The sequence below is a fragment of the Pseudomonas cedrina subsp. cedrina genome (assembly GCF_001983175.1).
Lineage (GTDB): Bacteria > Pseudomonadota > Gammaproteobacteria > Pseudomonadales > Pseudomonadaceae > Aquipseudomonas > Aquipseudomonas cedrina.
Genome location: NZ_MNPW01000010.1, coordinates 88550 through 100823 on the forward strand (window position 1 = coordinate 88550; position 12274 = coordinate 100823).

At 59.5% G+C, this 12274-nt stretch carries 11 protein-coding genes and 1 pseudogene; 7 read left to right on the forward strand and 5 right to left on the reverse strand.

Annotation, left to right across the window (positions count from 1 at the left end; translation table 11 throughout):
- Positions 1-4: 4 nt before the first annotated feature.
- Both metK and BLL36_RS20805 read right to left on the reverse strand, forming a co-directional pair.
- A complete protein-coding gene (gene metK / locus BLL36_RS20800; protein ID WP_076953194.1) occupies positions 5-1195 on the reverse strand; it encodes a methionine adenosyltransferase in 1191 nt (396 codons plus the stop codon).
- Between the two features lie 18 nt (positions 1196-1213).
- Positions 1214-2209, reverse strand: a complete 996-nt coding sequence (locus tag BLL36_RS20805) for an ArsR/SmtB family transcription factor (protein WP_076953195.1) — start codon at positions 2207-2209, stop codon at positions 1214-1216.
- A gap of 259 nt (positions 2210-2468) precedes the next feature.
- Here BLL36_RS20805 and tkt point away from each other — a divergent pair, with 259 nt between their 5' ends.
- From tkt to fba, 6 genes are all read left to right on the forward strand, one after another.
- Positions 2469-4466 (forward strand): transketolase, encoded by a 1998-nt coding sequence (gene tkt / locus BLL36_RS20810; protein ID WP_076953196.1) that lies wholly within the window; start codon positions 2469-2471, stop codon positions 4464-4466.
- A 138-nt stretch (positions 4467-4604) separates the two neighbouring features.
- Entirely contained in the window at positions 4605-5660 is a 1056-nt protein-coding gene (gene epd, locus BLL36_RS20815; protein WP_076953197.1) for an erythrose-4-phosphate dehydrogenase, read from the forward strand.
- Positions 5661-5677: 17 nt separating this feature from the next.
- Positions 5678-6841, forward strand: coding sequence for a phosphoglycerate kinase (locus BLL36_RS20820; protein ID WP_076953198.1), 1164 nt, complete (start codon positions 5678-5680; stop codon positions 6839-6841).
- A 29-nt stretch (positions 6842-6870) separates the two neighbouring features.
- Positions 6871-7098, forward strand: coding sequence for a hypothetical protein (locus BLL36_RS20825; RefSeq protein ID WP_076953199.1), 228 nt, complete (start codon positions 6871-6873; stop codon positions 7096-7098).
- A gap of 61 nt (positions 7099-7159) precedes the next feature.
- Positions 7160-7492, forward strand: a complete 333-nt coding sequence (locus BLL36_RS20830) for an MliC family protein (RefSeq protein ID WP_076953200.1) — start codon at positions 7160-7162, stop codon at positions 7490-7492.
- Between the two features lie 311 nt (positions 7493-7803).
- Positions 7804-8868, forward strand: a complete 1065-nt coding sequence (gene fba / locus BLL36_RS20840) for a class II fructose-bisphosphate aldolase (RefSeq protein ID WP_076953202.1) — start codon at positions 7804-7806, stop codon at positions 8866-8868.
- 56 nt (positions 8869-8924) lie between these two features.
- Here the strand turns inward: fba and BLL36_RS20845 are convergent, their stop codons facing one another.
- A complete protein-coding gene (locus BLL36_RS20845; protein ID WP_076953203.1) occupies positions 8925-9254 on the reverse strand; it encodes a hypothetical protein in 330 nt (109 codons plus the stop codon).
- A 515-nt stretch (positions 9255-9769) separates the two neighbouring features.
- Positions 9770-10062, reverse strand: a pseudogene (locus tag BLL36_RS20850) (fructose-bisphosphate aldolase).
- A gap of 821 nt (positions 10063-10883) precedes the next feature.
- Here BLL36_RS20850 and BLL36_RS20855 point away from each other — a divergent pair.
- On the forward strand, positions 10884-11309 hold the full coding sequence (locus BLL36_RS20855; protein WP_076953204.1) for a DUF3757 domain-containing protein: 426 nt from the start codon (positions 10884-10886) through the stop codon (positions 11307-11309).
- 81 nt (positions 11310-11390) lie between these two features.
- On the opposite strand, the gene BLL36_RS20860 is transcribed toward BLL36_RS20855, so the two are convergent.
- Positions 11391-12056 carry a polysaccharide lyase family 7 protein gene (locus BLL36_RS20860; protein ID WP_076953205.1) on the reverse strand — a complete coding sequence of 222 codons (666 nt, stop codon included), beginning with the start codon at positions 12054-12056 and terminating at the stop codon, positions 11391-11393.
- Positions 12057-12274 lie beyond the last annotated feature (218 nt).

Sequence of the window (12274 nt, forward strand, 5' to 3'; positions counted from 1 at the left end):
GCGATTACAGGCCTGCGGCAGTACGCAGGTCGTTGGCGCGGTCGGTTTTTTCCCAGGTAAACGTGGTGAAGGTGTCGTCGCCGACCGTCTTCTGTGCAGGGGTACGACCGAAGTGGCCGTAGGCTGCGGTTTCCTGATACATCGGGTGCAGCAGGTCGAGCATGGTGGTGATCGCGTAAGGACGCAGGTCGAAGATCTCACGCACCAGCTTCACGATCTTGTCATCGCTGATCTTACCGGTGCCGAAGGTGTTCAGCGAGATCGACGTAGGCTGGGCCACGCCGATAGCGTAGGAGACCTGGATCTCGCAGCGCTCGGCCAGGCCGGCGGCAACGATGTTCTTGGCCACGTAGCGACCGGCGTAGGCGGCGGAACGGTCAACCTTGGATGGGTCTTTGCCCGAGAACGCGCCACCGCCGTGACGGGCCATGCCGCCGTAGCTGTCGACGATGATCTTGCGACCGGTCAGGCCGCAGTCGCCCACCGGGCCGCCGATGATGAACTGGCCGGTCGGGTTGATATGGAACTGGGTGTCTTTGGTCAGCAGTTCGGCAGGCAGCACGTGCTTGACGATCAGCTCCATGACGCCTTCGCGCAAGTCTGCGTAGGACACGTCCGGGTTGTGCTGGGTCGACAGTACGACAGCGTCGATACCCACGACTTTGCCGCCGTCGTAACGGCAGGTCACCTGGGACTTGGCGTCCGGGCGCAGCCACGGCAACAGGCCCGATTTACGCGCTTCGGCCTGGCGTTGCACAAGCTGGTGCGAGAAGGTGATCGGCGCCGGCATCAGCACCTCGGTTTCGTTGCTGGCATAGCCGAACATCAGGCCCTGGTCGCCGGCACCCTGGTCTTCCGGCTTGGCCCGGTCGACACCCTGGTTGATGTCGGGGGACTGCTTGCCGATGATGTTCATCACGCCGCAGGTCGCGCCGTCGAAGCCGACGTCGGAGCTGTTGTAGCCGATGTCGGTGATCACGTCACGGACGATCTGCTCCAGGTCAACCCAGGCCGAAGTGGTGACTTCGCCGGCGATGATCGCTACACCGGTTTTCACCAGAGTCTCGCACGCCACGCGGGCGAACTTGTCCTGCGCAATGATGGCGTCCAGCACCGCGTCGGAAATCTGGTCGGCGATTTTGTCCGGATGCCCTTCAGACACGGACTCGGAGGTGAAAAGGGAGTATTCGCTCATCTCGATGTTTTCCTGATTTTACCGATGGTGAGTGTCGCCAGCCGGCCGCTGAAAATGGCGGACCTGGATCTGGAAACCATTACGTAAACCTACATAGAGGCTTTCCCCGGGAACGAGTCCCGCAGCGGTGGCCCAACGGGCCAGATCGTCCTGTTCAAAACCCAACCAGAGATCACCGCAGGCCTCCCTGGCCCAATTCTGGTTGTGGCTGCATAAATCCGTAACCAGCAGGCTACCGCCGGGGTGCAGCAGCCCGGCCATTTGCTTGAGGGCGTCGGCGGGTGCGGCGAAATGGTGCAAGACCATGTTCAGCACCACGCAGTCGGCCTTGATCGTGGTGCTGTCCAGCGCATCGGCCAACTGCAGGCTGACATTGCCCAGCGACTCGCGCTCACAGAGCTGGCGCGCCAGTTCGAGCATCGCCGGGCTGTTGTCCAGCGCAGTGACCTGATGGAAGCGCCGCGCCAGTTCCGGCAGGAATCCGCCATCGCCAGGGCCGACTTCCAGTGCCGTTGCCTCATCACTGAAGCTCAGCTTGTCCAGCAGCGCCAGTACGCTGTCGCGGTATTGGGCAAGCCCGGCGATCAGGTCTTGTTGGGCACGAAACTTCTCGGCAACCCGTGCGAAAAAGTCTTGGCTGGCGGCGGCTCGCTGGCCGTGAACCTGGCCGATGCGCGCCTGTACCTCGCCCGGAAGGCTCAAGGCGTCCACTTCTTCGAGCAGGGCGGCGTGCAGCTTGCCGCCGAGCAGCTCGGTGTGGGGCAGGGCGCGACGGTAGAAAATCGCATTGCCTTCGCGGCGCGTGGCCACCAGGTCGGCCTGGGCCAACACCTTCAAGTGGTGACTCATGCCGGATTGGCCGATGGCGAAGATCTGCGCCAGCTCCAGTACTCCAAAAGAATCGTTGGCCAGTGCGCGCAGTACGTTCAGACGCAATGGGTCGCCGGCGGCCTTGCACAAGGCTGCCAGTTCATCGCCGTCGTCGGGGCGCAGTGAGGACATGGGTAGATTCATAAGGCCAGCAGTCTAGTGACGGGTGGATATCCCTGCAAGGGCAATATCAAAAAGTTTTGATATTGGTCGATAAGTGGCAGTTATAAGCCGCCGCCTTACCCGATAGACGAACCGGCCAAAGGTTTCTGCAAGGGATTGGCGCCCAAACCACAGGAAAAACGCCCACAAGTGACTATCTGTCATTGCCCGCAGGCGGTGGCTGAGGGAAAATGCCGGTCCTTTTTTCCGTTTCTTTTTAGCAAACCCCAGGAGATCAGCGATGCCCAGCCGTCGTGAGCGTGCCAACGCCATTCGTGCCCTCAGCATGGATGCCGTGCAAAAAGCCAACAGCGGCCATCCCGGTGCCCCGATGGGCATGGCGGATATCGCCGAGGTACTTTGGCGTGACTACCTGAAACACAACCCGAGCAATCCATCGTTCGCCGACCGTGACCGCTTCGTGCTGTCCAACGGCCACGGCTCGATGCTGATCTACTCGCTGCTGCACCTGACTGGCTACGACGTCACCATCGATGACCTCAAGAGCTTCCGCCAGCTGCACAGCCGCACCCCGGGCCACCCGGAATTCGGCTACACCCCAGGCGTCGAGACCACCACCGGTCCCCTGGGCCAAGGCCTGGCCAACGCGGTTGGCTTCGCGCTGGCTGAAAAAGTCCTGGGCGCGCAGTTCAACCGCCCTGGCCACGATATTGTCGACCACCACACCTATGTGTTCCTGGGTGATGGCTGCATGATGGAAGGCATTTCCCATGAAGTCGCCTCCCTGGCCGGCACCCTGGGCCTGGGCAAGCTGATCGCCTTCTACGATGACAACGGCATCTCCATCGACGGCGAAGTCGAAGGCTGGTTCACCGACGACACGCCAAAGCGTTTCGAAGCCTACAACTGGCAGGTGATCCGCAACGTCGACGGCCACGATCCGGAAGAGATCAAGATCGCCATCGACACCGCGCGCAAGAGCGCGCAGCCGACCCTGATCTGCTGCAAGACCACCATCGGCTTCGGCTCGCCGAACAAACAAGGCAAGGAAGACTGCCACGGCGCCCCGCTGGGTGACGCGGAAATCGCCCTGACCCGTGAAGCACTTAAGTGGAACCACGGCCCGTTCGACATCCCGGCCGACATCTACGCCGAGTGGGATGCCAAGGAAAAAGGCCTGGCCGCCGAAGCCGAGTGGGACCAGCGTTTCGCTGCCTACTCCGCCGAATTCCCTGAATTGGCCAACGAGCTGGTGCGTCGCCTGGCCGGTGACCTGCCTGCCGACTTCTCGGAAAAAGCCTCGGCCTACATCGCTGAAGTCGCGGCCAAGGGCGAGACCATCGCCAGCCGTAAAGCCAGCCAGAACACCCTGAACGCCTTTGGCCCGCTGCTGCCTGAGTTCCTCGGCGGTTCGGCCGACCTGGCCGGGTCCAACCTGACCCTGTGGAAAGGCTGCAAAGGCGTGACCGCTGAAGACGCCAGCGGCAACTACATGTACTACGGCGTGCGCGAGTTCGGCATGAGCGCCATCATGAACGGCGTATCCCTGCACGGCGGCCTGGTGCCTTACGGCGCGACCTTCCTGATGTTCATGGAATACGCGCGCAACGCCGTGCGCATGGCCGCGCTGATGAAAAAACGCGTGATCCACGTGTACACCCACGACTCCATCGGCCTGGGCGAAGACGGCCCGACGCACCAGCCGGTCGAGCAATTGACCAGCCTGCGCACCACGCCGAACCTGGATTGCTGGCGTCCGGCCGACGCGGTGGAATCCGCCGTGGCCTGGAAGCACGCCATCGAGCGCAAGGACGGCCCTTCGGCGCTGATCTTCTCGCGTCAGAACCTGCAACACCAGGTGCGCAGCGACGCGCAGATCGCCGACATCAGCCGTGGTGGTTATGTGCTCAAGGACTGCATCGGCGAGCCGGAGCTGATCCTGATCTCCACCGGGTCCGAAGTGGGCCTGACCGTTCAGGCCTACGACAAGCTGACCGCCCAAGGCCGCAACGTACGCGTGGTGTCCATGCCATGCACCAGCGTGTTCGAAGCCCAGGACGCCGGCTACAAGCAATCGGTATTGCCGTTGCAGGTCAGCGCGCGTATCGCCATCGAAGCGGCGCACGCCGACTACTGGTACAAGTATGTGGGCCTGGAAGGTCGCGTGATCGGCATGACCACCTACGGTGAGTCGGCGCCGGCGCCAGCCTTGTTCGAAGAGTTCGGCTTTACCCTGGAGAACATCCTGGGTCAGGCTGAAGAGCTGCTGGAAGACTAAGTCAGTCTGCGTTGTCTGTACTGGCGCTATCGCGGGCAAGCCCGCTCCCACAGGTGGATTGCGGTCTACTGTGGGAGCGGGCTTGCCCGCGATGGCGATGGTGCATTCAACACCGAACTAACCTTGATCGAGAACCCCATGCCCCAACCGCGTCCCTACAAAGTTGCACTCAACGGCTACGGCCGCATTGGCCGTTGCGTCTTGCGTGCGCTGTTCGAGCGAGGGGCGGCGGCCGGGTTTGAAATTGTCGCGATCAACGACCTGGCCGACATGGCCAGCATCGAATACCTGACACGCTTTGACTCCACCCACGGCCGCTTCCCCGGCGAAGTGCGGGTCGAGGGCGATTGTCTGCACATTAATGGCAACTGCGTGCAGGTCTTGCGCAGTGCCACTCCCGAAGGCATCGACTGGAAAGCACTGGGCGTCGACCTGGTGCTGGAGTGTTCCGGTGTCTACAACACCCGCGCCGATGGCCAGCGTTTTCTCGACGCAGGCGCACCGCGTGTGCTGTTTTCCCAGCCGATGGCCAGCGAGGCGGATGTCGACGCCACCATCGTCTACGGTATCAACCAGGATTGCCTCACCGGCGCTGAGCTGTTGGTGTCCAACGCTTCGTGCACCACCAACTGCAGCGTGCCGTTGTTGCGCCTGCTGGACCAGGCGATCGGCATCGATTACGTGTCGATCACCACCATCCACTCGGCGATGAACGACCAGCCGGTGATCGACGCCTACCACCATGAAGACCTGCGCCGCACACGCTCGGCGTTCCAGTCGGTGATTCCAGTGTCCACCGGCCTGGCGCGCGGCATCGAACGACTGTTGCCGGAACTTGCCGGAAGAATCCAGGCCAAAGCCGTACGGGTACCGACGGTGAACGTGTCCTGCCTGGACATCACCTTGCAAACCGTGAGCGACACCGATGCGACCGAGGTCAACCGGATCCTGCGCGACGCCGCCACTCGCGGCCCGCTCAAAGGCTTGCTGGCCTACACCGAGTTGCCTCATGCCAGTTGCGATTTCAACCACGACCCGCATTCGGCGATTGTCGATGCCAGCCAGACCCGCGTTTCCGGCCCGAGGCTGGTGAACATCCTGGCCTGGTTCGACAACGAGTGGGGTTTTGCCAATCGAATGCTCGACGTTGCGGAACATTATCTGCATATCGCATCCAAACAACCTCAACAGTAATTCAGGAACTGCCACCCATGACCGTGTTGAAGATGACCGACCTCGATCTGCAAGGTAAGCGCGTACTGATTCGCGAAGACCTCAACGTCCCAGTCAAGGACGGTGTGGTGACCAGCGATGCGCGAATCCTGGCCTCGCTGCCGACCATCAAGCTGGCCCTGGAAAAAGGCGCGGCCGTGATGGTCTGCTCCCACCTGGGTCGACCGACCGAAGGTGAGTTCAGCGCCGAAAACAGCCTCAAGCCTGTGGCCGACTACCTGAGCAAGGCCCTGGGCCGCGACGTGCCGCTGGTGGCGGATTACCTGGGCGGCGTCGACGTTAAGCCGGGCGACATCGTGCTATTCGAAAACGTGCGCTTCAACAAGGGCGAGAAAAAGAACAGCGACGAACTGGCCCAACAATATGCCGCCCTGTGCGACGTGTTCGTGATGGACGCCTTCGGTACCGCCCACCGCGCCGAAGGTTCTACCCACGGCGTGGCCAAGTTCGCCAAGGTCGCCGCTGCTGGCCCACTGCTGGCCGCCGAGCTGGACGCACTGGGCAAGGCGCTGGGCGCACCGGCCCAACCGATGGCCGCCATCGTCGCCGGCTCCAAAGTCTCGACCAAGCTCGACGTACTCAACAGCCTGAGCCAGATCTGCAACCAACTGATCGTTGGCGGCGGCATCGCCAACACCTTCCTGGCCGCGGCCGGCCATCCGGTGGGCAAATCCCTGTACGAACCGGACCTGCTCGATACCGCCCGCGCCATTGCCGCCAAGGTCAGCGTGCCATTGCCGGTAGACGTTGTAGTCGCCAAGGAATTCGCCGAAAGCGCCGAAGCCACCGTCAAGCTGATCGCTGACGTGGCCGCCGACGACATGATCCTGGACATCGGCCCGCAAACCGCGGCCAACTTCGCCGAACTGCTGAAGTCTTCCCAGACCATCCTGTGGAACGGCCCGGTCGGCGTGTTCGAATTCGACCAGTTCGGCAACGGCACCCAAGTGCTGGCCAAGGCCATCGCCGAAAGCTCGGCCTTCTCCATCGCCGGCGGCGGCGACACCCTGGCGGCCATCGATAAATATGGCGTTGCTGACCAAATCTCCTACATTTCTACCGGTGGCGGCGCATTCCTCGAATTCGTCGAAGGCAAAGTCCTGCCGGCCGTCGAAGTGCTGGAAACACGAGCCAAGGGCTAAGGCACGTGATCCGGAAAAGGAGCATTCCCATGATCAAGTCGTTGGCACTGGTGATCGCAGCGGGCCTGTTGGCCGGCTGCGGCAGCACGCCAAGCGCGGCGCCCGCGCCCGGGAAACCGGGGCCGGCACCGGAAAAAAGCTGCTACCAGGCTGATTGGCAAGCCGAGACCATGCCGGTGATCAACAAGCGCATTGGCAACGAACGGCTGGAGAAATACGACTCCGCGCCAAACGGTCAGGAACAGGGTTGCCCTTGACGGGTCTGATCAACTAACCGACAGCAGCGGTGGCCCCTGGGTCGCCCTGTGAGGATTGGCAATGAAAGGCGTTTTCGCCCTGGCAGCCCTGGCTTTATTGACCGGCTGCAGCAGCATGAACATGTTCAACAAGGCAGAGCCTGCCGACAAGTGGACCACCTGGACCTGCGACAGCAAGGCCGAGGTCAACTGGCGCTTTGCCAACCCGGCCAAATCCGAGGTGGAGGTTCGCCTTGGCGGTTCCGACCAGGTTTATCGCCTCAAGCAAGACGTGGCGGCATCCGGCGTGCTGTACAGCAACGACCAGTTGGCGTTTCACACAAAAGGCGAGGAAGGCCTGGTTTACTGGGTGGCCACGGATGATCTGATCGGACGCGGCTGCAAGGCCCAATGAGTGGAACACGATCTCAAATCCAATGAGATCCAACTGTGGGAGCGGGCTTGTGTGGGAGCTGGCTTGCCTGCGATGCAGACACCTCGGTACAACAGATGTACCGAGTTGATGCTATCGCGGGCAAGCCCGGCTCCCACACCAGCCAGCTCCCACATCGATCCGGCTCACAGTGGCATTTGTACCAGGGCACACCAGCAATAACGATTCAGCAGGTCAGAAGCACGAACCCTGACCTGCAATAACTTGAATAGCAGCCGCCGCTACGGCAGGCTTGCACGAATTAACGACCCTCGACCGGGAGAGACAACACAATGGCACTTATCAGCATGCGTCAAATGCTGGACCACGCAGCCGAGTTCGGCTACGGCGTCCCAGCCTTTAACGTCAACAACCTTGAGCAGATGCGCGCCATCATGGAAGCCGCTGACAAGACCGACTCCCCCGTGATCGTCCAGGCTTCGGCCGGCGCACGCAAATACGCCGGCGCCCCGTTCCTGCGTCACCTGATCCTCGCCGCCATCGAAGAATTCCCGCACATCCCGGTGTGCATGCACCAGGACCACGGCACCAGCCCAGACGTGTGCCAGCGCTCGATCCAACTGGGCTTCAGCTCGGTGATGATGGACGGCTCCCTCGGCGAAGACGGCAAGACCCCGACCGACTACGACTACAACGTGCGCGTCACCCAACAAACCGTCGCCATGGCCCACGCCTGCGGCGTCTCGGTTGAAGGCGAGCTGGGTTGCCTGGGTTCCCTTGAAACCGGCATGGCCGGCGAAGAAGACGGCATCGGCGCCGAAGGCGTGCTGGATCACAGCCAGATGCTGACCGACCCCGAAGAAGCCGCCGACTTCGTCAAGAAGACCCAGGTCGACGCCCTGGCCATCGCCATCGGCACCAGCCACGGCGCCTACAAGTTCACCAAGCCCCCAACCGGCGACGTACTGGCCATCGACCGCATCAAGGAAATCCACAAACGCATTCCCAACACCCACCTGGTGATGCACGGTTCTTCCTCGGTCCCGCAAGAGTGGCTGGCGATCATCAACCAGTACGGCGGCGACATTAAAGAAACCTACGGCGTGCCGGTTGAAGAGATTGTTGAAGGCATCAAATACGGCGTGCGTAAAGTCAACATCGATACCGACCTGCGTCTGGCGTCCACCGGTGCGATGCGTCGCCTGATGGCCACCAACCCGAGTGAGTTTGACCCGCGTAAGTTTTTCGGCGCTACCGTGACTGCCATGCGTGATGTGTGTATTGCGCGGTATGAGGCGTTTGGTACGGCGGGGAATGCTTCGAAGATCAAGCCGGTTTCGTTGGAAGCGATGTATCAGCGGTATTTGAAGGGTGAGTTGAACGCTAAGGTGAACTGAGGTTTATCATTTAAAAAAACCCGTCGTTAGACGGGTTTTTTTTGGATGATAAATCGTCAAATTTTCGAGGTGACCATGTCATAGGTTTTTCCTACATTCGGCCCTCCACGAGCGACATGGGCTGTGCCTTCCAGGCTGGCGAAAGTGTTGTTGAGTGTCTTCAGGCTCAGGGTGAGTTCAATCACTTCCGGACTTATAGTCGTGGCTTGAAGATTAAAGTTTAAGGGCGCTTCAAAGGTGCCGATGATTGAAAAAATTAGGTTGAAATACGACATGGAACCTTGAGCCACTCGGGTGGAGGTGTCCCATGAAAGCGTTAGGAGGACATTATCGCTTGTTGCGTAATCATAGATACGGCCTGAATAAGTTCCGTTATGTAAGCTCATCTTTTTATCCTTTAATCAGTCCTTAGTTAAAGTACCCGTGATTAACACGCTTATGGCGCGTTCCTACAGGTTTCTGTCCGCAGTGCCATATTGAGGGCTGGGCCGGTTTTTACAACTGTCATAGTTAACAGGTTGTATCTTTTATTTTGAGATAACTAAAAGTGTTCTTATATCGTAGCGAATGAGTTTGCTTGAGCGTTATGGCACGAATTTTCAGATGGCTCTATTCCTGTATTGGAATAACGCATGTCAGGAGCTTGTCTATTATCGACGACGAACCCACGGTGTACGGTCTAATGACGACCAATCCGAGCGAGTTGATCCGCGTAAGTTCTTTGGTTCGACGGTGACGGTGATGCGTGATATGAGTTTGCGCGGTATGAGGCGTTTGGTACGTAATGCTTCAAAGAGCAAGCCGATTCGTTGGAAGCGATGTGTCAGCATTACCTGAAAGGTGAATTAAGCCTTCGGCGTTTAAAAAAGAAACCCGCAGCGATGCGGGCTTCTGGGTTTGATCAGGCCGAGTGAGGCGTATCAAAACCACGATGTTCGATCACGCGGAACACATCACTGACATCCTGCACCAGAATACGCGCCGTATTGGTCACATTGTTCAAATCGCGCTCGGCGAAGTCCGGCAGGCTGGAGCAGGCCATCAGGTTGAGGTGTTCGAGGGCGGCGTTGAGGCGTTCGCGCAGGCAGGCGTGAAGGTCGCGCAATGGGGCGGCGCTGTCGATCAAAAGCACGGGGGTGTCGGTAGCGGTTTCGGTGCAAGGGTAAAACGGCGGGGTGGAAGTTGGTTGTTCATGGCAAATCCTTAACTCGAAAGAAGAATGGCCACCGTTTGCTGCGAAACAAATGGGGTGGCAGCTGTACGCGGGTTCGCAGACCGAGGAGTTAAGACCCGGCAGACCCGAGGGTCTCCCACGCACAGCCGCCATAACAAAGACGGCCGGCGGCTGGGAGCCTGGGCTGTTTTTGACGGGTGCGGAATTAACTCTGTAGGGCTGCGAAACCCTATCGCCGATCACTGCCGGCGACGGGGCGAACTATAAGCGCCGCCCAGATTCACCGCAACGGCCCTGTAGGACGAACACCAGCCCCTCAGGCAAAGGAGATTTACTGTGGGAGCCGGGCTTGCCCGCGATGGCGGTGGGTCAGTCACCTATTGCGTCTGCTGATACACCACCATTGCGGCCTAGCTATCTACCTAATTTTCAACGGCTGAAAAATCTCGCCGTAGTGAGCGGGCTTGCCCCGCGCTGGGCTGCGAAGCGGCCCCAATAAAGACACCGTCGAACTTCAGGTAGATCTCGTTCGCCTGGGTTGGGGCTGCTTCGCAGCCCAGCGCGGGGCAAGCCCGCTCACTACAAAGATGTGTCGGTATCCATGGACATCGCGGGCAGGCCCGACTGGCGCAGTTGATCGGCGGTGGATCATCCCTGCGCGATCATGGGACGATGCCTACGGCTTATTCATCCGGGCAACACCGAGGTCACGTGGGGTTTGAAAAAAAGATCGTTATAGCCGCTATCACGAATCTGTCTATCAGCCTGTCAGGGTTCACAGTTACGCCATCGCTCTGCGTTGTTCACAGTGCAGCTGATGACGCAATCGGAGAGTGAACTCATGAGGCTTTTTGAAAAATCCTGTTATGTACTTGCAAGCCTTACGCTCGTGACATTAACCGCGTGTACCCAACAACCCCTTGTCGGACCAACCATGTGCCCCGCCCTTACCGCGATTGTGGAGCAGAAGGAAAACATGGGGTTCAGCTATATCTCTATTGCACCTGGGGGCGGCTGGAACGGAGAGAACCCCTACGCAACAACGGGCCTGCTCAAGCGTCTCAAATTTGTTTCCGCAGCGATCAGGACCGGTCAGGCCGGCTCCTTTGTCGCCTGTGATTACGAAGGCCCTGAACAATTTGATTTCCTGCGCATGTCCCGACGCTTCATCTCGCTTCCCAAGCCGGTCGGGCCAAATTGGGACAGCAATGCCTTTTGCAAGCCAGCATCCGGTTTGGTAACGGATTGTAAATTTGACAGTTTGTGAGGTCGAACAGGGCAAATCGAGACCCAGGTCGCGGTTCTGCCCTGAAGCGCCGTGGGAGCCATCGCAGATGCGAATCAGCGTCTAGTCGTGATCAATATCCAACTTCTCAAACGTCACCTTCGCCCCCTCGTTGGTATCCCCGCTGTTGTCCTGCACATACACGCCCGCCTTGAAATACAGCGGCTTTGACGCCCACGCGGCGCCGATGCGCTCGTTCCATTCCTTGTCGGCGGCGTACACGGCGAGCAGTCCGGCTTTGTTCAGGTTGATCACGTAGGTGAAGCTTTTTTGCAGCGGCACATTGGACGCGACGGTGATCACGCGGCTTTCGTCTTCGTCCGGGCGCATGCGCACTTTGGCGACGATGTTGCCGGTCTGGGTCTTTTCCTTGAACTGATATTCGAGTTTGATCAGCGGTTTCTGGCTGTCGTAGGCATGGATCTGCCCGATCACGATCTTGCCGGTGGACGGCACCTGATTGACTGTCAACGTGGCGCGCAGGAAGTTGTCCGCCTCCGGATAGGTCCAGTTGCGCAGGCGTCCATCGGCGTAGGTTTCGCGCAGTTCACTGCGTGGGTAAATGGCGTTTTCCGTACGGGTGCCGGTGACGGGTGTCCAGAATTGCACGTTGCTGCCTTCGGCCTGGAAATATTGGTCCTTGAAGCCGCTCATCAGCCTGGGGGTTTGGATGGTTGTGGGCGGGGAGCCGACGGGAATGCTGAGGTTCCAGGTGGATAGGTCGATCATGGCGTAGGCCTTTTTTACAGATGGGTGTAGGCATTGGCCCTTGGGCCAGACAGGTTCTTTATAGGTGGTGTTAACCAAATTGTTAAACGTCGGCTGGCAATTTATTGGCGTCAGGGAAGTGTCAAAAAGCCATGTTTCCCAGTATCCGTGGGCTTCAGGCACTGACCGTTAGTCGGCTTCCTGAAAATTGGCGCAATGATGGCACTGAGGTTACTTCT